Consider the following 24,073-nt stretch of genomic DNA (forward strand, 5'->3'; position numbering starts at 1 on the left):
CGGTGTCAGGGTATTAACGCATGACAATGACACCGGTGTCAACCCTGAGTAATAAAAATAGTCATTTTTTTTAACATGTGCAATAAATAAACGTGAATTTTTAGTGAAATATTAGCGGCAAATAATGAAGGTTAAAAATGCAGATAAAAAAAGCCCGAGTAAGCGTCACTCATACTCGGGCTACTGTGAAAAAGCGGTTTTATTTTACGGCTGCGGTTGACTCTCGCGTGATTAATTTTGCTTCTAAAATCACCTTATAAGGCGACTCTTGCGGCTCAATAATATGGGTAATTAACTGGGTAACAGCCTGTTTAGTCATCTCTTCTACGGGTTGCGCTATAGTAGTTAGTCCGGGCCAAATATGACGCGCTATGGGAGCGTTATCAAAGCCAGCAATAGAAATGTCATCTGGTACACGTAAATTACGCTGTGTAGCTAATTTAAGAACGGCGGCTGCCATGTAATCATTCGATGCAAATACAGCAGTAGGTCGTGGCGATAAATCTAAAATACTACGCGCACTGTCTACCCCTGAGTGATAACTAAAGTTACCCTCTTCAACTAAGCGTTCATTAAATTCAATACCATGGCTTGCTAACGCGCGCCTGTAGCCTTTAAAACGCTGCTGTGTAGCACTGTGATCTGGGTGACCTTTAATAAACGCGATAGAGGTATGCCCTAGGTTTATTAAATGTTCGGTAATTTCAAATGCGCCCTGCTCGTCATTACTGGTAACAGAAATAGAGTCATCTTCTAAAATAGCAGAAGCCACTCGAGCATAAGGAATCTTTTTCGACTTTAAAAAGTCAACCAGTTCTGAAAAGTCACAAAATGGTGGCGTAAGTACTAAACCATCAAGGCGTGATGACTGTAATAGCTGCTCTATATTATTAATAAGTGCATCACCTCTGAGCTCACAAGGGTGAATCAGCAAGTTATAGTTGTTTTCTTGGCAAGCAGCTAATGCGCCTGTTTGCACTCGAGTAATATAACTTTTACTTGGGTTATCGTATAAACAACCAATAATAAAACTACGGTTTTGTGCAAGCCCTCGAGCAATGGGATTAGGTGTGTAATCAAGCTCTTTAAATACCGCTAATACTTTCTCGCGGGTGGCCGCGCTCACATTTGGTTCGTTATTCAGTACGCGCGATACCGTTTTTTTAGATACACCGGCATAACTAGCAACGCTATTTATAGTGACTTTTTTCATCTATTTATTTCCAAATGTATGCAACGTAATTAAACCTGTTGACTCGTATGCAAACACGCGGCAGCACCAATTAAAGGAATGTTGTCTTGTGTTACTAATGTGACCGGAATTTGACCTGTATATTGCGACATTATGCCCTTTTGTGAAAAGCGCTCCATGAAGCGGCTTTCCAGTAAACGAGCCTGCATTCTTGGTAATATGCCACCGCCAATATAAAGGCCACCAAGAGCACCGTAAGCAAGCGCTAAGTCGCCTGCTACACTGCCAATCCAATCACAAAACTGATTAAGCGTTGCCTCACATACTTCACATTCACCGCTGTTGGCTAAGCTACTAATTTGTGCAGCGTCTAAATTCTTTGCGGCGACCCCTTTAACTGCAGCCATTGCTTTGTACAAATGAGCAATGCCTGGTCCAGAAAACACAGTTTCTACCGATACATGTGGGTGGTCTTTCTTAAGTGCTTGAATAAGCTGAGCGTCAAGTTCATTTACTGGCGCTAGAGAAATATGACCACCTTCTGAACTCATTACCGCACACGAATGTGCAGTTCTTACTAAACACGCTGCACCAAAGCCTGTACCTGGGCCCATTACACCAATATTTGCTGTGTCGTCTGCTTGGCCAGGTTTAACGGTTACGTTTTGAGAAGGATCTAAATACGGAGCGGCGTAAGCGAATGCAGCAAAGTCGTTTATTACGCTTAATTGTTCTAAGTCAAAATGGTGTTTGAAATCATTAACGCTAAAGTGCCAACCTAAGTTAGTTAAGTGAACTTGGCCCGCGTTAATTGGGCCTGCTACTGCTAGGCATGCGCGTTTAGGATTTATATGAGACACTGTTGATAAGTAATACTCGGTAGCACTTTCGAGGGATCCATAATTAGCACTTGGAAACGTATGATTATGCTCAATGGTAAATTGATTACTTGATTCATCAAACCCCGTGATCAACGCAAAGCGAGCATTTGTGCCGCCAATATCGGCAACCAGAATTGGATCAAAGTGTGTGCTAGAGTGTAAACCCATAGTGTTATCTCTTTTGTTTAAGTAATGAGTACTTATTATTTTAATGGGGTATCATTGATACTTATTTACTTTGAGCTATCACCTCAAAGCAGCTATCACTGTAAAAAAGGCTACCTTTAATAATAAAGGTAGCTAATACGTTTTGACAACAAAATGATAAAACGTCCTTATTGTGACACCGGTGTCATGAAAAAATCAATAAAAAAATGCCTTTATTGACAAATAAGCTTGAAAAAAATCACTAATAAACGAGAATAGCCCCTTATTGTCCTCTTAAATAAGTAATCGTGATGAAAGGTAAAGCCACCTCATTTGATATAGCCCACTATGCTGGGGTGTCTCAATCTACAGTTTCTCGTGCTTTACGAAATAGTCCCTTGGTAAATGATGAAACCCGAAGGCGGGTTCATGACATTGCCAAAAAGCTTAATTACAAAGTGGATAAAAACGCCAGTAACCTGCGCACTCAACAAAGTAGCACCCTAGCATTATTGTTGTTTGAAGATCCGACCTCAGATGAATCGCAAATCAATCCGTTTTTTTTAGCCATGCTGGGCAGTATTACTCGTGCCTGCGCTAAAGAGGGTTACGATTTACTCGTGTCATTTCAATCGGCCAGTGCTGATTGGCAGGCAGATTACGAAGACAGTCACCGTGCAGATGGCATCATTTTATTAGGTTATGGCGACTACATAGATTTTCAGCCTAAATTTAACACCTTACTTGAACAAAACACCAAATTTGTTTGCTGGGGAGCAAGTGTTGATAACCGCCCTGATTTAACCATAAGTTGCGATAATTATGGCGGTGGTAAACTCGCCGCCGAGCATTTATTAGCACATAGCCGAAATGACTGCGCGTTTATTGGCGATGCCTCTGATCATAGCCCCGAATTTTTTGCCCGCTTTAATGGCTTTAAAGACGCGTTACAACAAAATGGCATTACACTTAATGAGCGTAAAATTGCCAATGCTATCTCTACCGAAGAATCAGGCTATCATGCCACTCGTTCATTAATTGCTAATAACATTACCTTTAATGCACTTTTTGCTGCCAGCGACCTTATAGCAATAGGCGCAATACGGGCATTAAAAGAAGCCAATATTAACGTACCAAAAGATGTAGCCGTGATAGGCTTTGATAATATATCTATTGCCAGTTACATTAATCCGCCGCTGACAACCATAGAGCAAAATACCACTATTGCTGGGCAAATGTTGGTTGAAAACCTATTAAAGCTCATTAGGGGTGAGCAAGTGCAAAGCACCCTACTACCACCGCGTTTAATTGCACGTGGCTCAAGCTAATTTATTCAGTAAAACCACTTTTAAGAAGCAACAAAATTAAAGACAACAGCGCTCTTTTACCTTAAATTAATTCAGGCTTTATTGCATTTTTACGGTCATTTGTCCTTTTTGCTTTCAATACTAAAGCTGGTGCTTTCGTAACATTAACAGGCTATTCACACCTCGCTATCACATTAGTTTTTTTAATCTGAAAGCAGCTGTTTTTAATGTAATTTTTCACTCGTCAATGCATGCTTTTATCACTACAATCCTGTTTTTATTTTATTGTTAAAACTTTAAGCGATCATCTCATGCTATTAACCATCGTTTATATTATAGGTATTACAGCAGAAGCCATGACCGGTGCTCTTAGCGCTGGGCGCAGAAACATGGATTGGTTTGGTGTTATGTTAGTAGCCAGTGCCACAGCTATTGGTGGTGGTAGCGTACGAGATATTTTATTAGGTAACTACCCACTTACTTGGGTAAAACACCCAGAATATTTACTGATCACTTGCCTAGCCGGTATTGTTACCACTTGGTTGGCAAAATGGGTGGTTAAATTTAAAGGCATATTTATGCGCCTAGATGCACTAGGTCTTGCTGCGTTTAGTATTATTGGCTGTCAAGTTGGACTTAATATGGGTTTGCACTATGGAATTTGTGTGGTCGCAGCTATAGTAACAGGTGTATTTGGTGGATTATTACGAGATTTAATTTGTCGCCAAGCACCATTAGTACTTCATCATGAACTTTACGCAAGCGTAGCGCTTATAGTCGCGTGTTTATACTTAGCGCTACACCACTACAACATTGATGACAATATCAGCGTGGTTGCAAGTTTAGTAGTAGGCTATTTAATTCGAATGGCATCGGTACGCTTTAAGTGGCGCTTACCAACATTTAATTTATTAGAACCCGCTAATTTAAATAATGAGTAATAACAGCAGCTTTTAATGCCCACCTGCCCTAGCACTTTTAAATAGCCCGAATACTTTTCGGGCTAACAAACTAACCACAAAAAGAACTCCCAAAGCAAAACACAGTATGCTCAAGGGCATAAACACGCTTTCATGTAGAACACCATTATGATCAACATATTGATACACACTGTTTTCTATCAGCATAAAACCCGTGCCAAGCAATAAAAAGCAAACACTCAATGTGGCTGTTTTGTTTGAAAAAAAGCGCATAATCTATCCATAACTATTTTATTAAATTGTCGGGATAGCAGTTTGAATGAGCGAATATTAATCTACAGTGACTGAGCAATATTAATTTTTAAAATAAAAGTCACGCTCATTAAACTAAGCTTTTAGACATATAATAAAATCTGTCGTCTTCTTTATCTATGCTGAAACCTGAACGTGTGTAAAGCTTGTGCGCAGGGCTTATTTTAAAAACGCGAAGCCTAAGTTGCATAGCACCTCTGTGCACAGCTAAACGAGCACCCTCATTAATTACTGCAGCACCAATACCCATATTTTGAAACGCAGCATCTACTTGTAGGTCACGTATATAGCAACCCTCATCATCAAAAGCCAAGCGCATTGCACCCACTACATCGCCATTTAACAAAACATCCCAATTTTCAAGGTCTGAAATTTGCTCACATATTTTAAGTTGCTGCCAATCAACACCATAATGCTCATAATATCCACGCATATTGGTATAGGTTAACTGTGCAGAAGCCATTAAATCGGCTGTGGGCTGATAACACATATTCATTATTGCCATTCCTTTGTTTAGCGACCTTTACAAAACTTGTTGTGCTTGCTGGTTTTTAAAATATTTATTTACTAATAATGACTGCAACAAGCTAGTACTACTTGATGCAGCCCAGTACAAACCAATTGCAGAAGGAAAGTTAACCAGAGTAACAACACAAATAATTGCGGGAATTAGGAACAATAAGGTGCTGGTTTGCTCTGCGCTACCAGGCATCATCATCATAGATAAATATGTAATAGCCCCCACTAGTAACGAAAGCGCAATATCAGGCTTTGCAATACTGGCAATCCAAGCAAACTTACTATTAAATACAATTTGTTGCAGAGCCTGAAAAGTTCCAAGGCCAAATACCCCTTGGCTTGCCATATTAGTCACACTTTTTTTATCGATAAACTTAATGTTGTGCTTTTTATACAGCGCCATAGTTAATTTTGCGATTTCGCTGGGCTGGTTTTTATAGTTGTTTTTTATGCTATCTAGCTCAGGTTTTAGTGCGGCAATTGCTTTTTTATTTCTAACCATATTAGCCATAGCAACAAGGTTAATCGGCATTAAAACTAATCGTCCAATAACGGTAAACAAAATAATTGCAACCGCTTGGCTTACGCCCACTTCTTGGGTAAAAAAGGTGATTGATTGCACAATAAAATCAGTAAATAAATTCCAAATTTCCATTTTAGTTTTCCTTTTAATATTATGTATTAAAAGTAACCACTACGACATATTATGTCAACAGTTTATTTTAAACTAAAAATGGGTTGCTATTTAACTGCGGTTAGATTCTGATATTTAGTCATATGAAGATTGCAGCGCAACTAAAAATATTTTATTAAATCTAGTGTACTTGTTTTGGTGGTTTATTAATTACATGCTTTAACCAATGTGTCCATAAAGCAAACATTAAAAGCATCGAGTTTATGCCGATCATTATCCAAGGCCTCAACTCAAATGCAAAAACACTAATAACAAAAGGAATAAGAGGAATAGAGAAACCAATTGTTGTCAGTAATACCCCAGGATAAAAGAAAAAGAATCCCCAGTTTGTCCTTAGATATAACCCTATGGCAGAAGTAAATAACAGAATAATCCATATAATTATTAGCAAGTTATTTGCAAGCGTCAATCCAGCCGCCCCTATAATTGAAAACATTTCCCAATTAACAAGCAATGTAATAACGATCAGAAAAGAAATAACTCTTTGTCCATATTTGTATACTAAATCTTGCATATCGACCTTACTACCTAAATTAAAAAACACCCAACAACAGCTACTTGAATATATCTTTTATTTACTTTCGAATTTCGCTCAGAGAAGTTTAAAAAAATCGACTCTCGCTGAAATATAGAGAGTATTACTAAGTGAGACTTCCAAAAATTCCACCATATTTTTAATGTATATATTTAAAAGTCATTAAGTTTCATACTTTTATAAAACAATTACTTTATACGAGCTGTTCTTGAATAAATAGCGCGATATTAATAAAAGTGATAGTTAACTAAAATGCGCCTATTGGAAAACATTAAAAGTATTTTATTCATCTATAATCGCGCTTTAAGGGGTGATTTCAGTAATAATTTTAGTTTTAACCGAATTAGCAATAAAACATTGTTGGTGCGATTGATGGTGCATTTTTTCAAGTTTTTCCATTGTTGGTTGCTTATCACCAGAAAATTTCACATGTGGTTTAAGGGTGACTTGAGTCATTGATATTTTACCTTCACTATCTTTTTCCATAATACCTACAGCATTATCAATATATGAATCAATTACATACTTATTTTTTGCAGCTATAGATAAAAAGAATAACATGTGACAACTTGAAAGGGAGGCAACAAAAGCTTCTTCGGGATCCACATTTTCTTCCACAGAGTAAGGCAAAGGAACGATATGGGGAGAAGATGAAGCTTGAATTGTTAAGCCTCCATCAAAAATCCATTCATGCTCTCGGCTATATTTATTATCAATATAACTTTCGCTTCTGTCTCTAACCCAATTGATTTTGGCAAAATACTTCGACATTAGGACTCCGTATTAAATGCTTGGTGTATTAATCACATAAAGATTTTACAGTCAGCGTGTTGTATATTTTTGCTTTTTGAAAAAAAAACATTGAATTAGTTAGCTGGTGGGAACCATACACTTTTAATTTTACCATCACGTACTTCATATATTACAACAACAAGCATATCTTCCCTTCCCTCTCCAAGGCCTTGTATTCTTTCATAATCAATGACGATAGGCCCATTAACTACTCTGTTTTCAATAGTAACTTTGAACCCTTTTGGCACTGTTTTTAAAAATTGAAACGCCTTTACTAACTCTTTTTTGCCTACTGTCTGTGCTATATCTCCTGTGAGGTGCTGCATTTCAATATCGGAGGAATAACAACTAGCAAAAAGCTCAATATCATGTGCGTTATAAGCCTCGACTTGTGCTTGCACGACAGTTTCTGGATCTTTGCTTTGTGTGCAAGAAAATACGTTGGAAGAGTAAAGCGCAGTTAATGCAACAATATAAGTAGCGGTAATTCTCATTAGTGTAACTAATCCCTAGTTTAATTATGATGTAAAACGCCAAAATTATGCTTAAATATCAGTTAGTTAAAATAATAAACGCAGGAGCATTGCACTTTTTAAATAGCTTGTATGGATAATAAACCCATAAATTAATTATTATTTTAACCTAGTTCGGGTAATGTGAGGCCCAAACTTTGGCTGCAACCAAAGCCTTTTATACAGTAGTTCGATTGATTGAAGGCTCCTCTATTGAGAGACCGGTAACAAGTTAGAACGCTGTATAAACTCCAAGCATTAAACTCGGATAGTCAACAGGGCCTCGAGCCCGAATAGCAAGGCAGAGTCAGCTTATTATGAATACAAAAAATAATCAAAATGAAATTAACGTCGGTGTCGATACAGGTAAAAAACAACTCGATATTTATATCAGGCCTTTAGACATTTACTTTACTGTAGAAAACAATCAAAGTGGCATTAAACACGCCATTCAAATCTTAAAAAAACACCCCGTAACGTGCGTCACTATTGAGGCGACTGGACGTCTTGAACAGCCTTTTATTATAGCCTGCGCTGAGGCGAATATTCCCTTCGTTGTTGCTAATCCCGTGAACATAAAACGCTTCGCAGGCGCTATCGGCCAAAAAGCAAAAACGGATAAACTTGATGCACAACTTATTGCTCACTTTGGTGAAGCGATTAAAACGCCTTTATCATCTTTAATGCCAGAGCAAATGCGCTTGATGAGCGATTTACTCTCGAGAAGACGCCAGTTAATGGATATGCAAACGATGGAGAAAAATCGCTCTCAAATAATGCCAAAAACACTATCGTCACTCATAAAACCTATCTTAACTACACTGGAAAACCAAATAGATAAAGTCGATTTAAAACTTCAAAAACTGATTGAACAATGTGACGAATACAAAGCAAAAAATGCCATTATCCAAAGTGTGCCTGGTGTTGGCAATGTGGTCGCGTTTAACTTGCTTAGTGATATGCCTGAGTTAGGTTATGTGAACAACAAAGAGGCAGCTTCTTTAGTGGGTGTAGCCTCATTTAATCGTGAAAATGGCGTGTATCAAGGTAAGCGAATGATACGTGGCGGCCGACCTAAAATAAGAACTGCCATATATATAGCGATGATGTCAGCCATTCAGTACAACTCTAAATTTAAAGACCTTTATCAACGTATGGTCAAAGCAGGAAAGCCTAAAAAAGTAGCCATTATTGCGTGTATACGAAAGCTGGTAGTGATCATAAATTCTATGGTGAAGGATGGTGTCATGTGGGATCCTAAAATGGTTTAAAATTAGGAATTGACACCATAGTCACTTGTTATGTAACTTTACGCCATACCAAGAAGTTCATATATAGGAATACAAATTTCCTCATTTTCTTCTTCTGTCATTTCTAGCCAATCGGTTACTCGGTTGAGAAGTTCATGTTGTTTATGAACAAATTGTATAAGTGCATGCTTGTCAATTTTTACTTGAGCGCTATTGATAAGCTGTGCATTTGCACAACACAGCGCTATTGACTTTAAACCACATAAATTACTAGAAGGATCACAATAAAAGAATAAAGGTAACTTATAAGCTAATATTTTTGAAAAGTGCACTACTTCTGGTATTTCAAATAATTCACGAGGATCTGATTCATACCCGTGAAATGAAACTTCAACGTTACTTTTCTTTTTAAAAGCAAGTTCCCGAGAGACTTGAAACCTCTCAAATTGGCTTGCGACCTCTGATATATCACCTGATTCGACCCATTCTCTTGAAATTAATATATGAAGGTTATCTGTATATTTAGTTATAACGTCATTAATAAGCCAATATTTTTCCAACTCGTCTGTGTGGTCTGTTACATCCGGTAATAAAGCTGTAATTGATTTTTTACTTTCCGCCAAAACTTGTTTCTTGGGAATAGACATTTTCCATGCCGCAGGTGTTCTATCTGTTTTGGCGGCATCAAATAACTCCCAATACACGTGATTTGAATCTGGATCGCACAACATAATAAATACAGGTAATGGGTAATTTAATAAGTAATTTATATGTTTAAGCTCTCCACGGTAAATATATCCCCACCTATTTTCTTCTTTTAGGAAGGATTTACCATATTTTATTTGTACTGCAAAAGTTTGCCCCGTAACTGTACCGTTTGTATCTACTAAATCAATTTGGCCATCTATTCCAAAATCAAACTCTTGAGGGGTTCTTTTAAAGATCCAACCTAAGCTTTCAAATATGATATTTGAAACTCGTTGTACACCTAATTCCCCTTTTTTTGCTTCTACAGAATACTTTGGACCTAACATTTTAACTACCATGAATAAAAAAGATGAATGATGAACGAGGCTAATGAGTTACATAACGCCTTGCTCACCGGTAAATTAGGAGCAAAGCGAGTAATTTATCCGCGTGGAGCAACTTGTTAGATTTCAACTTTCTAATATCTCGCATTCTTCATGCCCCCACATTTTCCAAATATGAGAGTAGTAACAAGCTTGTTTTGTCTTTGCCCTTTTCCATGGTGCTTGCAGACAATGCTGGCTCACTGTGTAGCCATTCTTCTCATTTTTACAATATTCGTAAAGGCGACAAGCCTGTTCTCTTCCTTCTAGCATCTCAGAAATAGACGCAATTGCAGGATACATCAGGTGCGTATGCGAGCTTTCTGAGCCTGCTTGAACCCACACTTGATTATGTTTATTAATAGAAGGTGGAAATCCGACTTCACTAATGATAGAAAAGAATCTATTCCTTGCACTATCGGCAGTGCTTTCGAACAATATAGACGATATGGATTGGCCATTTTTTCTGATGTTACCCCCCGCTCGAACAGCCCTAGAACCCCAACGTTCATTACAAAATGGCTCAACTGTAAAAAGATCATTAAGCTGATCTTGAGCTTCTCTACCAACATGCTCAAAGTACTCGATAGACGTCTGATCCTCATATGAAAATCTCTCCATCACGAACTGATAGTAGTCGTTCGGAACAATGTACCTCACTCTTTCCGAATTCAATTTTTTTGCAGCCTCAACAAATATCTCAGCAGGATTGAGGAACATCAGGGAAGCTTCACAGATTTCCAAAACTGCGGGTGCGCTCACTTCGATATCCGGACATAGATAGTCTACGACTAGTTTAGCTGAATCGTAGGGGAAGCTTTTTATCGGCATCTTCCCATAAATTTCGCATTCAATAATGTGAGCCATGCTTTCCAGTATCGCAATGGATCCAAAATGGAAGGTTTGGCTGCCCCCATACTCAATTTCCGTATAGAAAACTGGGTCTACCACATGCTCAACCTGCTCACGGTGCTCCGCGATCGAGGTAATCATAACGCTATCATTGTGCGTCATGTACTTGCCTGCACCGTCTCCCGCATAGATTGAAAACAGATCAGAATTTGCATTAACCGAATCAGACCGTTGACTCGCTACAACAGGCACAGTCAAAGATCTGGAACTGCGTACTAACTTACTGAAACATTTCAGTTGATCGACGTATCTGCAGATATTTGCCAATCCATAGGTAGTAGTTACATCCTGCAAGAAGTGCACTAACTCATGAACAAGTGTCCTTTCATGAGGAGTATTGAGCAGTTTATTGATTGGCTGATCAGTATCCACGTACAACCAAAAGGCTGCGGGTATGTAGTATCCGTTACATTGATAAACTTTCATTGAAATCTAACAACTTTATAGTGCGCTCATCGCGCATATTTCTGCCAACGATACGCTCATGTATTTTATAAATCATTTTTACCAAATAACTTAACTCATTGCTAGCTATAATTATTTCTTGCTACTAAATATAATAACAAAGAAGAAAGTGCGCTAGGCGCGCATTTTCTTGAATATGGGAGCGAAACAAATACACTGTATAAAGACATAGCTCTTTTTGTTGGTGGAAAGATGAAAACGCGTTCACCATTTTTAAATTACATCGCAGAATCTATGTTGGTGTGTCAGTATTCATTACGTACCGTGGACACCTACCAAGGTGGATTGCATCTTATATTTATTTTCATGATAAGCGCCATGACGTAAGAACAAGTTGAGCTAGTTATAACTAATTAAAATGAGCTATAACTTGGGGGCAATGCAATAAAAACATTATTACAAAAAGGGGCTTACGTATGTTAGCCCCACGAATGAATTTTATTTACAGTGTGTTATTCAGTAACAACAAACCGTAACCAGCGAGTTGCTCGTCATTTAGGTCGTGTTGCCAGTTTGGCGTTAAATCATCGCGTTTGATGCTGCTGACGCTTTGCGGGTTAGCGGTTAAGTTAAGCACAAACATACTTTTACTGCCGTTTAACTCGCGGGTTATTTCGACAAGGCCGTTGTTGTGTTGCGTTAATTCGTAACTGCCTTTAATACCCAGCTCTGGGCGCTGTTTTTTTAGTGCGATTAAGTGCTGATATAAACGCCACAGTGAATCAGATTGTGCTTGTTGCGTTTTTACATTGCGATCAGCAGCATTAATTTGCTGTGCTAAAAATTCAGGCCACCACTGAGTGTAGTTATCACCAAACAGTTCAGCCTGCTCAACCCAACTTGTTTGAGCTTGAGTAAAGCCAGCTTGATTGCTGTTATTCCACTGCATTGGCGCGCGTTTATACACATCGTGACCTGTGCCACCTTGTGTTAGGCCAATTTCTTCACCGTAATAAATATACGGCGTGCCAGGAGAGCTAAATAACATGGCGGCGGCAAGTTTTGCCTTATCGTCGTGTTCAGCAAGTTGATAAGCCACTCGTTCTTGGTCGTGATTAGTTAAAAACGGTGCAAAAAAATCAAGCGGTGCAGTTGAATCAATACGCTGTTGTAAATTTTGTTTGAGCACATTGGCATCAACTTTACTGACTTGTTGATTAGATTGCATGGTGCCAAATTGCGCTTCACCACTGGCATCGGGTTTTAATAAGCCCAATATTTTATAGCCTACTTCAAAATCAAAGCCTTGATCGAGGCCTTTACCTTCGCCAAAGTATTTTGCCGCAACGGGAATGTCAGCCCATGCTTCACCTACTAAGTACGCCTCTGGATCAACGCTTTTTACGTATTGGTTAAAATGCTGCCAATATGCAATGGTTTCGTCGGTATCGGCTTGCGCATCTGCGCCACCTTCCATTGCAAAACGAACTGCGTCTAATCTAAACCCTGCAACGCCTTTATCAAGCCAAAACTTAGCCATTTTTTCCATTTCGGCAACAACATCAGGGTGGCGTAAGTTCAAGTCAGGTTGGCTTGCTCCAAACGCGCCGTAGTAATACTGCTGGCGTGTTTCATTCCAATGCCATACAGCATCGGGTTGGTCGTTATTACTCCAAGCATGTCCCCAACCACTTCCGGCTTTTGGCATATCGTCGCGCCAAATAAAGTAATCTGCATAAGGGGCTTCATTATTTGCTGAACGCTGAAACCATTCATGGTTACTTGATATATGGTTTATAACTAAATCAAGTATGACTTTCATGCCTTTGTCGTCAGCAGCTTTTATAAAGGCTTCAAACTCGGCCATGCTGCCGTAGTCGTTTTCTACTTGATAAAATTCAGTAAAATCATAGCCATGATACGACGGCGCTTCAAACATTGGGGTTAACCACAGCGCATTTACGCCGAGCTCTTGTAGATACGGGAGCTTTTGGGTCATACCATTAAAATCACCATGGCCATCAGCATCGCTGTCGTAAAAACTGCGGGGCCAAATTTGGTAAAAAATGGCATTTTCCCACCACGGGTTTGCTTGTTGTTCAGTGTTTAGTGGCGATGTTTCGGTGTTATTCGTGTAGTTATTTAATGATGGTGCGCTTTGGCAGCCTGTTAGCATGATTGCTAATGCTAATGCGCTCAAGGTAAATGTTTTCATTTCAGCCTCGTTATTATTGTAATAACTAACATAGCCGTATTTTACTACGGCTATGTTAGTTAGTTTGCGGTTATTTTAGTGCTTTAGTTACCACTGGGTAATGATCCCATACCTGCTTGTCGCTTAGTGAGCGCACTAGCTTAACGTATTCCGCATGTGTCCACGCCAATGGTGTGGCCGAGTTAGTACCCTCGCCTAACGTGTAACCCGCTTTATTAATGCCTACACCATCCCATACTTGTTCAGGTAGCATCATGCCTTGGTTAGCAAATTGCTCTAGGCCTTTTACATAACTATTTTTAATAGCCTGCTGTTTTGTTGCATCTAAACTATTATTGGCATTTGCGGCGGCAATTTCGTAATGACCTCGTTCACCGGTAAAAAATGGCCAAACTCGCCCACGTTGCCCTGGGCTGTTTTTACCACCTTCGGCATAGTTAGCGCCAGTTACTTCGTCTTCACCGTATCCGTCGTTACCATAGCGGCGGTAGCCTACAAATGTGCCGCTGCCGTCAGTAAACTCAAAGCTGTATTTAACTTGTAGGTTATCGGTTAGGGTTTCGTCATCATATTCTGGCAGTGTTTTTACTATGCTAGGCGATAGTGCATCGCGTACGCCATAGCGAACGAGTTCTAAAAAGCCGCCATCAAGTATTTGCTTTTTATTAAACCCTTCACGGCCATTATTAGCGTTAATTTTAGTATTTGAATTGGCGTCTTTATCTTGGCCAATGCGAATAAAATATTCACCATCAGAAGCGCTCGACTCTAAATTACCAGTCGTTGTAAACATTAATTTTTCAATATCATTGTTATAACGCTTAGCTGTATTTAGGTAACGTGTTGCATTGGCATCATCACCTGCTAGTTTAGCGATATCGGCTGCAGTAATTAAACCAGCAACAACCGCGGCGGTAGTAGATGGCGAATACCCTTCTTGCTCTTCCCAGCGTTCTTGCTGAGTGGCTGGCGGCGTTATTTGTGTGTCGTTCCATAGAATGTTTGCACGACCACCCTCAACTAAAAAGTCTGCCGCAGGTTTTAACATACGACTATACCAATCGCTCAGCTCTGCATCACTTAATACACCTGCCTGATGGAGTTTCCAAGCAAGCATGAGTGGCATTGCAGTTTGGTCAAGTTGTACGCCCACCCATTCTAGTTCACCATCAACATGTGTTTTTTGTAAAAACCACCCTGTATCGCCTTTATTGCCTGGGATTTTGCTGTTTACTTGAACTTTTTCAAGGTATTCGAAGGCGGTTTTAGCGGTCGCATTATCGCCCATGGCCATAAACGCCATGGCAACTTGATAAAAGTCGCGCACCCATACCGCTTTGTAACCAGTAGAGCCTGTTTTAGCCGATACGGTTTCGCCCCATGGGTTAGATAGTGAGGCAATAAGTGCGCCTGCATGAGTTTTATCTTCTTGCGCTTTAAGTACCATGGCACTGGTGTAAAGTAACTTGCCGTTATCTGCTGTTTGTTCGCTCATATTATTTAGCGGTGCAAGGCTTTGCAGGTAGTCTTGCCAACCAAGCGCTTCGCCTTTACCGTTGTAATTATCAAGCACCGCTTGGTAACCTTTGGCTAACGTAGCTTGCCCTTGTTTAAAGCTGATTTGTTCGCTATTACCAAAGCTTAGGGTTAAATCGAACTGGCTGTTTTCACCAATTTCACCCAGCTCTGCAAGTAGGCTAACATTACCCGATTGTTCACCGGTATTTTTATAAACTTGAGTGAGCTGCTGAGTTGTTTTCAGCTGATTTAAACCATCGCTCACACCTGTAAAACCAACACTTGTTTGTTTAAATGGCTGCGCACCTTGCAATGAAAGGTAGCTGTTGTCTTGCCATGCCAGCAATCCTTGTTCTGTTGTTTTAGCAAAATCATCAAGGCCGTTATTATCAACATACGGGTTAACGCTTACGTATGCCTTAACGCCTTCAAGCTGGGTATTAAAAATACTGCGTACAAATAAGCTTTGCCCATCAGGATCGGTAAATATGTGTTTTTCGAGGCTAAAGCGGCCTTGTTTATCTTTGCTTACAACTTTGTAAGCTAATGATAACGGGCGGCCTTTATCGTCTTTGTATAAGTAGTCAATGGTAACGTCTAAATCGTCAGCTTCTGTGACTGTAAAATCTTTTCCTACTACAACAAATTGCATGTCTTTAATTTGCGCTTGATGAATAAGCCCAAACATCGTTTCGGTGATCATACCTTTGGCAATTGAGAACCATACTTTTGACACCGTTCCTGTAGGGGCCTCATCACTGTAATGGCCATTTTGATATTGCTCAAATGATGTGCCAATACCGGTTTTGCCTGCATAGGCCCAAAATGGCTCTGCCCCAGGGGCACCTGGTGCCGATACCTGTATTACAGCGCTGTTTGATGGCTCTTGCTGCGCGCCACAAGCTGTTAAACCAAGCATTAATAAACTGGTGGTAATTGTATTTAATTTTTTCATTTTAAAGCCTTAATTAATTTCAGTTTACTCGTTACTTTATTGAGTGTGCTTAACACGCAATACCGCAACCGCTGCAAGTACAAACGACACAGCGCCCAGTATTAATGCGTAAATAGGTTGGTTTTCAAAAAAGTGGCGTAATATTAACCCCAGTACGCTAGCGGCTAATAATTGGGGGATCACAATGAAAAAGTTGAAAATACCCATGTAAACGCCCATTTTATGGCTCGGTACCGAGGTGCTTAACATTGCATAAGGCAGAGATAAGATAGACGCCCACGCAAAACCTACGCCTATCATTGGCCAAATAAGTAAGCTGGGATCTTTTATAAACATAAAGCTTGCTAGGCCTAGCGCACCTAAAATAAGGTTAAGTGCATGTGCTACTTTTAATCCCACGCGTTTAACGATGATCGGGATACATAAAGCAGCAATCGCGGCAAAGCCATTGTAAGCGGCGAATAATATACCCACCCAATCTGCACCGTTGTTGTACGCTAACGAGCTGGTATCTGTACTCCCGTAATGAAAGCTAGTAACCGCTGAGGTGCTATAAATCCACATAGCAAATAACGCAAACCAACTAAAAAATTGTACCCATGCCAATTGCTTCATCGCCTCAGGCATAGTGAATACATCATTCACTACATTATAAAAACCGCCGCTAGTGTGCTGTTTAGCTTTTAATGCCGCTGCAATAAATTGAATAACACCAAAACTAACTAACCCAGCAGCCAGCAAGTAAAGTTCTTTTTCCAGGTCCAGCCCTAATACTGTGGCTAAAACAAGCAAACCTAAGCCGCTAAAAATAACGCCGCCTTTGGTAAAATTAACGCTATTAGTAATATTGGTTTGTGCTGTTTGTGATTCTTGTTGATTAAATTGTGCAAGCTGCTCGGGTGAGTACTCTTTTGTGGTGACAATAGTCCAGCCAACTGCAATAAATAAAATAACCCCACCAAAGTAAAACGAATACTTTACAGAATCAGGAATTTGACCAATCGGTGCAGTATTAGCAATATCAAACCAGTTGGTCATCATCCAAGGGAGTGCTGATGCAACCACCGCTCCCACACCAATAAAAAAGCTTTGCATGGCATAGCCTGTGGCGCGCTGCTTGTTTGGCAAGTTGTCGCCTACTAATGCACGAAACGGTTCCATGGTAACGTTAATTGAGGCATCCATAATCCACAGCATACCCGCAGCAATCCAAAGCGTGGGAGAATTTGGCATAATAAAAAGCGATAACGTGGTTAATATAGCGCCGTATAAAAAGAAAGGACGACGGCGGCCTAATTTGCCCCAAGTTTTATCACTCCAATAACCAATAATTGGTTGCACAATTAAGCCCGTGAGCGGCGCTGCAACCCATAAAATAGGAATATCGTCGACATTAGCGCCAAGTGTTTGAAATATACGGCTTACGTTACCGTTTTGCAGTGCAAAGCCAAATTGAATGCCTAAAAAGCCAAAGCACATATTCCATATTTGCCAAAAGCTTAAGGTTGGTTTGTTGTTATAATTCATGATCAGCCTTATTTGTTAAAACGGCACTGCTGAGTGCATCAAGGGTCAGCGTAAAGGTTGTATTTTGTTTCTCATCGCTCACCAAAATACTGCTATGCGACTCTAGTAGGTCGTATAGCGTGGAGTTTGGTTTGAGCATAGTTGCTTGATTCGGCGTGAGCGTAATAGTGACTGTTTGTGATTGCTGGCTAAAGTTGCTCAGCACCCATAATGATTGCTGGCCTAAGGTGCGTACAAAACCCACCACTCTATTACTGCCTGTTACCATCAAGGGTGCCATATCACCGGCAACAACAGCAGGTAAGCCATTAAGTTCCATAATTGCGATATAGTATTGACGTAACTGTGCTTGCTCAGGAGTTAAATTTACGCCATCAAACTTGCCATTATTCATCCATGCTTGGTGCGCTGGTACGCCAATGTAATCAAAAATACTGGTGCGTGTAGGCGAACCAAAGCCTGCGTTTTCTGATCCATCTTCACCTACGTCTTGGCCAAAATAAAGCAAGGTTGGCGAACGACTAATTAAGTTAGAAACCACCATAGCCGGTTTACCCCATGCAGCGTCGCCAGCAAAGTCAGGACTTGCGATACGTTGTTCGTCATGGTTTTCTAAAAAGTGCAGCATGTGCTGTTCAATATCTGCCACTTCAGCTTGTGCTTTAAATACCGTGTTAGCGGGTTGCTTACCTTGCATAATCCCTTTTAGGGTGTCGTAAAAACCGACCTTGTCATACAAGTAGTCCATTTTACCTTGGTGAATATAGGTGCGGTACATCAATGGGTTATATACTTCGGCGAGTAAAAACGCATCGGGTTTATGTGTTTTTATTGATGAATTTAAAAAGCTCCAAAATTCAACGGGTACCATTTCAGCCATATCATAGCGAAAGCCATCAACCCCTTTATCTAACCAATAAAGGGCAATATTTCTAAATTTATACCAACTATTTGGCAGTTCTTTATCTTGCCAAAATTCATAATGTGCACGGTAATCTTGGTTTTCAAGCGATTTAGGTAAAGTTGGAAAGTCTAGGCTGCCATCGGGTTTAACACCGTAGTTAACTTTTACCGTTTCGTACCAGTCGTTTATATCAGGCTTTGGAGCACGTGCACCATTGCCAGTCCATTTTGCTGGGATTTCACTAAATTGACCATCGGCTAAAGGGTGTTTGTTGCCACCTAATACTTGGTAGCTGTCGCTTGTTGGTACTTTAAATGATTCACCCGGTACATAGTAAAAATTATTATTTTTAGCATACGCCTTGCTAGTATCATCGTCCTCACCAAAGTCTTTCACGCCGTTAGGCTTTGCGATTGAGTGATAATCTCGAGCCACATGATTAGGAACAATATCAATAATTACTTTCATGTCATGCTCATGAGTACGCTCAATTAGCGCGCTGAACTCTTCGAGTCTATTAGTAACATTAATTGCCAAATCAGGGTTTACATCGTAATAATCTTTTATTGCGTAAGGCGAACCTGCACGCCCTTTTACCACATCAGGATCGTCTTGTTTTATACCGTACTCAGTGTAATCACCCACCAAGGCATGATGCAAAACGCCGGTGTACCACACATGCGTGGTACCTAGCTCTTTAATGCCTTTTAATGCCTCGTCGTTAAAATCAGCAAACTTACCAACGCCATTTTGCTCTTTGGTTCCCCATGGCACATTAGCGGTTTGGGTGTTACCAAATAAACGAGCAAATACTTGATATACCACTGGCTTAACTGGGTCTGTTTGCTTAACTAACAAATCTGTTTTTGTCTCTTTGTCATCACTGCAACCGTGCACCAGCAATGCGCTGCATATAAGCAACGGCGTGTAAAATCTTTTTTTCATTGTGTGTGTCATTTTTATTTCAGTGTTGTTATAGGTTTATACTAAAGCTAAGTAAGGCTTGGTTACAGTTGCTGCATACGTATTCACAGCCATATTCAGTGACAATTAACCCGCAACCAAAACACCATGTCACGCTACTTAGTTTGTTTTTAACTTAGCTAAAAACTCTTTATGAGTAGGTAATTTATCTACCGTTGAATTTATTAGAGTTTTTAACGTTGCGAATAAATCAGTTAGTTGTTCATTGCTTAATGAATCAACAATACTGTTATAGTCATCAGGTATTAGGCCTTGACCTATAAATACTTGCTGCCAAGCTACTTCTGCAAATAACTCGTCGTTTTCGCGCACTACTTTGCCCGTTTGTTTAAATAAATCCATTTTATGCGCTAACGATTGAGGAGTTTCCATTTGCTTACATTGACGCCAAAATGGGGTGTCTTCTCGCTCAGTTAATTTATAGTGCAAAATAATGAAGTCACGAATATGCTCGATTTCACTGGTGCTTTGCTTATTAAATTCAGTTACTAACGCATCACTAACCCCATTATGAGGAAACAACTTGATTAAACGTGTGACCGCACTTTGTATTAAGTGAATACTAGTAGACTCTAAGGGCTCTAAAAATCCACTAGAGAGCCCTACTGCGACTACATTTTTATGCCACTGCTTTAAACGTCGACCTGTTTTAAATTTAATTAAACGCGGGCTTGTTGTTGGCTCACCCGGTAAGTTATTTAATAAAAGTGCGGTTGCTGACTCATCCGATAAATAGCGGCTGCAATACACTAAGCCATTACCTGTTCGGTTTTGTAGCGGAATTTGCCACTGCCAGCCTGCGTCATGTGCTATGGAGCGCGTATAGGGCTTTAATTCGTTGCTGCCTGTTGATTGCACTGCAACAGCCCTATCGCAAGGTAAATAATGCGACCAATCAACAAACCCCGTATTAAGGGTTTGTTCAATTAAAAGTGCGCGCTGGCCAGTGCAATCTATAAATAAATCCCCTTGGATTTGGCTATTATCGTCAAGTGTTAAGTTGGAGATATTACCTGTCTCAGGGCATTGATTAACGCGCTCTATTTTTGCATCAATGTGTTTAACGCCGCGTGATAATGCAAGATTTTTTAAATATTCAGCATACAAAGTGGCGTCAAAGTGAAACGCATAACTAAGCCCTGGTAATTGAGTATTAGGAATAGTATTTAGTAGCGTAAATTTGTGCTGTTTAGCGGCTTGATAGTTAAGAGAAAAATCCCATAAAGAGTCCTCGCTGCCATTAATGTGCCCTTTTACCCAAAAATTATAAAAGTTACAAAAGGGAAAATCTTTACCAAACGAGCCAAATGCATGCATGTAGCTATGCCCTGGTGTTTTCCAATTTTCGAACTCTATACCCAGTTTGATAGATGCATTAGTGGCATTTATAAAATCTTGCTCATTAATACCGAGCGCATTATTAAGCCCAATAATAGGAGGAATAGTGGCCTCTCCCACACCTATTGTACCAATGCTACTTGATTCAATAAGGGTAATATTAATTACTTTACCTAACACTTTATTAAGTAGTGCTGCGGTTATCCAACCAGCTGTTCCACCGCCGGCAATGACGACATGTTTTATTGGCTTCATATTATTGCTCACTTTTTTAAATCAGAATTTAAAAAGTTTGATAAAACTTAGGTAAAGTAGCTATAAAAAAACCCTTGTAAAACTAATTACAAGGGCTTCTTAATACAAAACTTATTATAGCTTGTAGCTTACACCGAGTAAGTAAGTACGGCCATAGTCTTGGTAATCACGCACTTGCAGCGCATTATCGCCTTGCAATGATGTAAACGCTTCTTCGGTAATGTTTTGAATTTGGAACGTCATTGATAAGTTCTCAAAACCAGCAATACCAGAATCAGCAAAGTCATAGCCTACTTGCGCATCCCAAATAGTCTCGCCAAGTATATCAACTTGTTGTGTTGCAAAACCTGAACCGTAGATATCACCTTTAAAGTCACTACGTTTACGCATGCTGGTACGTGCTTGGAAACCATTGCGTTCGAAGTACACAGTTAAGCTATCAATTTTATCTGACAAACCTGGTAGTTCGTAATCGTTTCCGTTTTGATCTTGCAAGTCTTGCTCAACGCTGGTGTGGCTCGCAATTAAACCAAAACCTTCTAATGACTCATGTAATACACTGAAAGGGAATGATAATGAAAGCTCATAGCCCCATAAATTACCATCGCCACCATTCACTTTACTTGAGCGGGTAGCTGTATTTCTATCCGCAGGAGGAACTTCGCCTGTTGCTGGGTCTTCTTTACCTGTTACATCAACATCATAACGCTCATCAAAAATCCATTGGTCAATGTCTTTATAAAATAACGCTGCTGAAAAGTAACCTTCTGCATCAAAGTAGTTTTCGTATGTTAAATCAAAGCCTGTTGCTTCTTTTGGTTCAAGCTCTGCATTACCACCAGAAATAGACCAGTAGTTACCATTTTCGTCAGGCTTTTCGCTGTTATAGCTTGTCTCAATCGATGCATGCATTTCATCAAGGCGAGCACGAGAAATTGTTTTAGCCGCGCCAAAACGAATTGTTTGCTCTTGGTCGATTGCAAAAGATAAGTTTAAGCTTGGTAATACATTTGAATAGTCGTGGCTAATATCAGTAGGTGATGCAACCACTAAGCCATTAATATTTGATGCTTCGAAGCCTTGTGATGACTGCTCAGTGCGTACATAACGTATACCTACATTACCTGTTACCGGTATGCCACCAATCTCAGCGTTAATGTCTGCTTGAATAAATGCAGCGGTAACTTCTTCTTGTACCGTCCACGAACGCGTTAAGTGTTTTTGATCCGTTAAGCTTTCTTGTAATAGATCGTAATAACCATCATTTACCAGGCCATTGGTGTCATAAGCAATCATGTCACCCATGCCAATAAAGTCTAAACTTGCTGAGCCTAAACGGTATTGCTCTGGCACTGATACCATACCTGGATTATCTAAAGAAAAATCTTTTAAAGTCATGAAGTAGCCTTCAGACTGTTTTACTTTCTCACGGTCGCGGTAAGATAAACCAAAGTTAATACGGCTAAAGTATTCGTTTTCAAGTACTTTACTGGCCGCTAACTTAAGCGTTGAAAGCTCATCGCTAATTTCTGGGGCATTAATAAAGCCATCTTGTGCGGTATTTTGATAAGCCGTATCATTTAAACCGTACTTATTATTAAGCGCAGCACTGCTTCCCCAAGATAAAGGACCGCCTAATTGAATTAAGTCGTAGTCGCTGTAATCAAGCTCATGAGTGAATTGTGCGCCAGTATTTCCACCATCAAATGCATACCCTATGTTATCGGCAACACCATTTGAATCGCCACGCCCAGTACCTGAGTAACTCTCAATACTCCAAATCGTACGGTCAACTTCTGAGTGGCTGGCATCAAATTCAACTGACCAATCATCGTTAATATCGTATTTAGCGTTAAAACCAAATTGTGATAGTTCTGCTTTCCGCTCTTCATAGTCATTTCGTACAACAACACGCTGACCTTGCGTTACTGCACTGGTAATAAAGCCAGACTGCTCATCTACAGTAACACTATTTGGGTCGATGCTACCTTGACCCCAGGCGAAAGGTACTTCAATTCCACGTAAGATTTTTTCGTCGTTGAAATCTACATATAATGCATCAAACGTCATGTTTAAACGGTCATTTGGTGCAGCTTCTACAACTAGCATCGCTGAATCACGTTCAAGTGTTGATGAACGTACGAAAGGTTTAGCGCCGCCTAAAATTGAATAGTTTTGTCCATCATTACCTGTGAACTCTGGATAACCCCAAGAATTCCAGCGTTTTTCTTGGTTTGGAGAACTCATTGTGTTGTAAGCAAATGCTACACCTATAGTGTCATCTGCAAACTGGTCTATGTATGAAACTGTGCCACGAAACCCTTTGTCATCGCCATCTGGGTTTAATTTATCAAAGCTAGTTTGCTCATACTGACCATTAAACATGATCACTTGTTCACCTTTATTTAAAGGCTTTACCGTTTGCATGTCGATAACACCGGCAATGCCTTCAGCTTCAATGCTAGCACTTGGCGTTTTATAAACAGTAACACCGCTCATTATTTCTGATGGGTAAAGGTCAAACTCAACACCACGGTTGTCACCAATAGATACCTGCTCACGGCCATTAAATGTTGTTGCGCTTTCGTTTTCGCTAAAACCACGAACACTTACACGACTAGCACGGCCATCAAGACGTTGCGCTGTTAAACCTGGTAAACGTGCGATTGACTCTGCAATAGATGAATCAGGAAGTTTACCAATGTCTTCAGCAGAAATTGACTCAACCACCTGTGTTGAAAAACGCTTAGTATTTATTGATTCAACAACACTACCGCGAAAACCTTTCACTTCGATGATTTCTACATCATCATTTTTTATTGTTTCTTCTTGTGCCGCAGTGGTGGCAAAGCTTGATAATCCGGCAGCAGTTAATGCTAGCGTTAGTATACTTGGTTTGAACATAGCCATAATGTTTTCCCGTTACCCA

At 39.9% G+C, this 24,073-nt stretch carries 20 protein-coding genes; 4 read left to right on the plus strand and 16 right to left on the minus strand.

The features are described 5' to 3' along the window. Window positions 1-199 precede the first annotated feature (199 nt). A complete protein-coding gene (locus tag MTF66_RS11645; protein ID WP_010389842.1) occupies window positions 200-1,213 on the minus strand; it encodes a LacI family DNA-binding transcriptional regulator in 1,014 nt (337 codons plus the stop codon). Window positions 1,214-1,242: 29 nt separating this feature from the next. After that, window positions 1,243-2,241, minus strand: a complete 999-nt coding sequence (glk, locus tag MTF66_RS11650) for a glucokinase (RefSeq protein WP_248527288.1) — start codon at window positions 2,239-2,241, stop codon at window positions 1,243-1,245. Between the two features lie 290 nt (window positions 2,242-2,531). Here glk and MTF66_RS11655 point away from each other — a divergent pair, with 290 nt between their 5' ends. Continuing rightward, entirely contained in the window at window positions 2,532-3,548 is a 1,017-nt protein-coding gene (locus tag MTF66_RS11655; protein WP_248527289.1) for a LacI family DNA-binding transcriptional regulator, read from the plus strand. Between the two features lie 290 nt (window positions 3,549-3,838). After that, entirely contained in the window at window positions 3,839-4,468 is a 630-nt protein-coding gene (locus MTF66_RS11660; protein ID WP_010389835.1) for a trimeric intracellular cation channel family protein, read from the plus strand. Window positions 4,469-4,480: 12 nt separating this feature from the next. Here MTF66_RS11660 and MTF66_RS11665 read toward each other — a convergent pair whose 3' ends face one another. From MTF66_RS11665 to MTF66_RS11690, 6 genes are all read right to left on the minus strand, one after another. Then, the gene (locus tag MTF66_RS11665; protein WP_069439489.1) at window positions 4,481-4,720 is read right to left on the minus strand and encodes a DUF3955 domain-containing protein; all 240 of its coding nucleotides are present in this window, start codon (window positions 4,718-4,720) and stop codon (window positions 4,481-4,483) included. A 109-nt stretch (window positions 4,721-4,829) separates the two neighbouring features. Then, window positions 4,830-5,255 (minus strand): N-acetyltransferase, encoded by a 426-nt coding sequence (locus MTF66_RS11670; RefSeq protein WP_075169300.1) that lies wholly within the window; start codon window positions 5,253-5,255, stop codon window positions 4,830-4,832. 27 nt (window positions 5,256-5,282) lie between these two features. Further along, complete coding sequence (gene yidC, locus MTF66_RS11675) at window positions 5,283-5,933, minus strand: membrane protein insertase YidC (protein ID WP_248527290.1); 651 nt, start codon at window positions 5,931-5,933, stop codon at window positions 5,283-5,285. A gap of 160 nt (window positions 5,934-6,093) precedes the next feature. Further along, window positions 6,094-6,486, minus strand: a complete 393-nt coding sequence (locus MTF66_RS11680; protein WP_248527291.1) for a hypothetical protein — start codon at window positions 6,484-6,486, stop codon at window positions 6,094-6,096. Between the two features lie 324 nt (window positions 6,487-6,810). Then, window positions 6,811-7,278 carry an OsmC family protein gene (locus MTF66_RS11685; protein WP_138621069.1) on the minus strand — a complete coding sequence of 156 codons (468 nt, stop codon included), beginning with the start codon at window positions 7,276-7,278 and terminating at the stop codon, window positions 6,811-6,813. Between the two features lie 95 nt (window positions 7,279-7,373). Then, window positions 7,374-7,793, minus strand: a complete 420-nt coding sequence (locus MTF66_RS11690; RefSeq protein ID WP_248527292.1) for a nuclear transport factor 2 family protein — start codon at window positions 7,791-7,793, stop codon at window positions 7,374-7,376. A 335-nt stretch (window positions 7,794-8,128) separates the two neighbouring features. Between MTF66_RS11690 and MTF66_RS11695 the strand changes: the two genes are divergently transcribed. Then, window positions 8,129-9,082 (plus strand): IS110 family transposase, encoded by a 954-nt coding sequence (locus MTF66_RS11695; RefSeq protein ID WP_138621067.1) that lies wholly within the window; start codon window positions 8,129-8,131, stop codon window positions 9,080-9,082. Between the two features lie 38 nt (window positions 9,083-9,120). Here MTF66_RS11695 and MTF66_RS11700 read toward each other — a convergent pair whose 3' ends face one another. Continuing rightward, a complete protein-coding gene (locus MTF66_RS11700) occupies window positions 9,121-10,095 on the minus strand; it encodes a DUF4365 domain-containing protein (RefSeq protein WP_138621065.1) in 975 nt (324 codons plus the stop codon). A 123-nt stretch (window positions 10,096-10,218) separates the two neighbouring features. Next, complete coding sequence (locus tag MTF66_RS11705; protein WP_138621063.1) at window positions 10,219-11,415, minus strand: hypothetical protein; 1,197 nt, start codon at window positions 11,413-11,415, stop codon at window positions 10,219-10,221. A 285-nt stretch (window positions 11,416-11,700) separates the two neighbouring features. Here MTF66_RS11705 and MTF66_RS38495 point away from each other — a divergent pair, with 285 nt between their 5' ends. Further along, window positions 11,701-11,835 carry a hypothetical protein gene (locus MTF66_RS38495; protein WP_282454081.1) on the plus strand — a complete coding sequence of 45 codons (135 nt, stop codon included), beginning with the start codon at window positions 11,701-11,703 and terminating at the stop codon, window positions 11,833-11,835. A 115-nt stretch (window positions 11,836-11,950) separates the two neighbouring features. On the opposite strand, the gene MTF66_RS11710 is transcribed toward MTF66_RS38495, so the two are convergent. The 6 genes from MTF66_RS11710 to MTF66_RS11735 all read right to left on the minus strand — a co-directional run bounded on the left by MTF66_RS11710 (window position 11,951) and on the right by MTF66_RS11735 (window position 24,054). After that, the gene (locus MTF66_RS11710; RefSeq protein WP_138621061.1) at window positions 11,951-13,663 is read right to left on the minus strand and encodes an alpha-amylase family glycosyl hydrolase; all 1,713 of its coding nucleotides are present in this window, start codon (window positions 13,661-13,663) and stop codon (window positions 11,951-11,953) included. 70 nt (window positions 13,664-13,733) lie between these two features. Beyond that, window positions 13,734-16,136: a glycoside hydrolase family 15 protein gene (locus MTF66_RS11715; protein WP_138621059.1), complete on the minus strand. Its 2,403-nt coding sequence runs from the start codon at window positions 16,134-16,136 to the stop codon at window positions 13,734-13,736. 36 nt (window positions 16,137-16,172) lie between these two features. After that, a complete protein-coding gene (locus MTF66_RS11720) occupies window positions 16,173-17,663 on the minus strand; it encodes an MFS transporter (RefSeq protein ID WP_138621057.1) in 1,491 nt (496 codons plus the stop codon). Continuing rightward, window positions 17,653-19,512, minus strand: coding sequence for an alpha-amylase family protein (locus tag MTF66_RS11725; RefSeq protein ID WP_138621055.1), 1,860 nt, complete (start codon window positions 19,510-19,512; stop codon window positions 17,653-17,655). Before MTF66_RS11725 ends, MTF66_RS11720 begins: the two co-directional genes overlap by 11 nt. Before the next feature lie 138 nt (window positions 19,513-19,650). Beyond that, on the minus strand, window positions 19,651-21,144 hold the full coding sequence (locus MTF66_RS11730; RefSeq protein ID WP_138621053.1) for a tryptophan halogenase family protein: 1,494 nt from the start codon (window positions 21,142-21,144) through the stop codon (window positions 19,651-19,653). 114 nt (window positions 21,145-21,258) lie between these two features. Further along, window positions 21,259-24,054: a TonB-dependent receptor gene (locus MTF66_RS11735; RefSeq protein ID WP_138621051.1), complete on the minus strand. Its 2,796-nt coding sequence runs from the start codon at window positions 24,052-24,054 to the stop codon at window positions 21,259-21,261. Window positions 24,055-24,073 lie beyond the last annotated feature (19 nt).

It is taken from the genome of Pseudoalteromonas sp. 2CM39R, from assembly GCF_023161845.1.

Coding starts and splice junctions, on each gene's coding strand:
- MTF66_RS11680 (WP_248527291.1), bottom strand. CDS start 6,486: ATGCAAGATTTAGTATACAAATATGGACAAAGAGTTATTTCTTTTCTG.
- MTF66_RS11660 (WP_010389835.1), top strand. CDS start 3,839: ATGCTATTAACCATCGTTTATATTATAGGTATTACAGCAGAAGCCATG.
- MTF66_RS11655 (WP_248527289.1), top strand. CDS start 2,532: ATGAAAGGTAAAGCCACCTCATTTGATATAGCCCACTATGCTGGGGTG.
- MTF66_RS11685 (WP_138621069.1), bottom strand. CDS start 7,278: ATGTCGAAGTATTTTGCCAAAATCAATTGGGTTAGAGACAGAAGCGAA.
- MTF66_RS11645 (WP_010389842.1), bottom strand. CDS start 1,213: ATGAAAAAAGTCACTATAAATAGCGTTGCTAGTTATGCCGGTGTATCT.
- yidC (WP_248527290.1), bottom strand. CDS start 5,933: ATGGAAATTTGGAATTTATTTACTGATTTTATTGTGCAATCAATCACC.
- MTF66_RS11735 (WP_138621051.1), bottom strand. CDS start 24,054: ATGGCTATGTTCAAACCAAGTATACTAACGCTAGCATTAACTGCTGCC.
- MTF66_RS11695 (WP_138621067.1), top strand. CDS start 8,129: ATGAATACAAAAAATAATCAAAATGAAATTAACGTCGGTGTCGATACA.
- MTF66_RS11700 (WP_138621065.1), bottom strand. CDS start 10,095: ATGTTAGGTCCAAAGTATTCTGTAGAAGCAAAAAAAGGGGAATTAGGT.
- MTF66_RS11690 (WP_248527292.1), bottom strand. CDS start 7,793: ATGAGAATTACCGCTACTTATATTGTTGCATTAACTGCGCTTTACTCT.
- glk (WP_248527288.1), bottom strand. CDS start 2,241: ATGGGTTTACACTCTAGCACACACTTTGATCCAATTCTGGTTGCCGAT.
- MTF66_RS11730 (WP_138621053.1), bottom strand. CDS start 21,144: ATGAAGCCAATAAAACATGTCGTCATTGCCGGCGGTGGAACAGCTGGT.
- MTF66_RS11720 (WP_138621057.1), bottom strand. CDS start 17,663: ATGAATTATAACAACAAACCAACCTTAAGCTTTTGGCAAATATGGAAT.
- MTF66_RS38495 (WP_282454081.1), top strand. CDS start 11,701: ATGAAAACGCGTTCACCATTTTTAAATTACATCGCAGAATCTATGTTG.
- MTF66_RS11665 (WP_069439489.1), bottom strand. CDS start 4,720: ATGCGCTTTTTTTCAAACAAAACAGCCACATTGAGTGTTTGCTTTTTA.
- MTF66_RS11725 (WP_138621055.1), bottom strand. CDS start 19,512: ATGAAAAAAAGATTTTACACGCCGTTGCTTATATGCAGCGCATTGCTG.
- MTF66_RS11670 (WP_075169300.1), bottom strand. CDS start 5,255: ATGAATATGTGTTATCAGCCCACAGCCGATTTAATGGCTTCTGCACAG.
- MTF66_RS11715 (WP_138621059.1), bottom strand. CDS start 16,136: ATGAAAAAATTAAATACAATTACCACCAGTTTATTAATGCTTGGTTTA.
- MTF66_RS11710 (WP_138621061.1), bottom strand. CDS start 13,663: ATGAAAACATTTACCTTGAGCGCATTAGCATTAGCAATCATGCTAACA.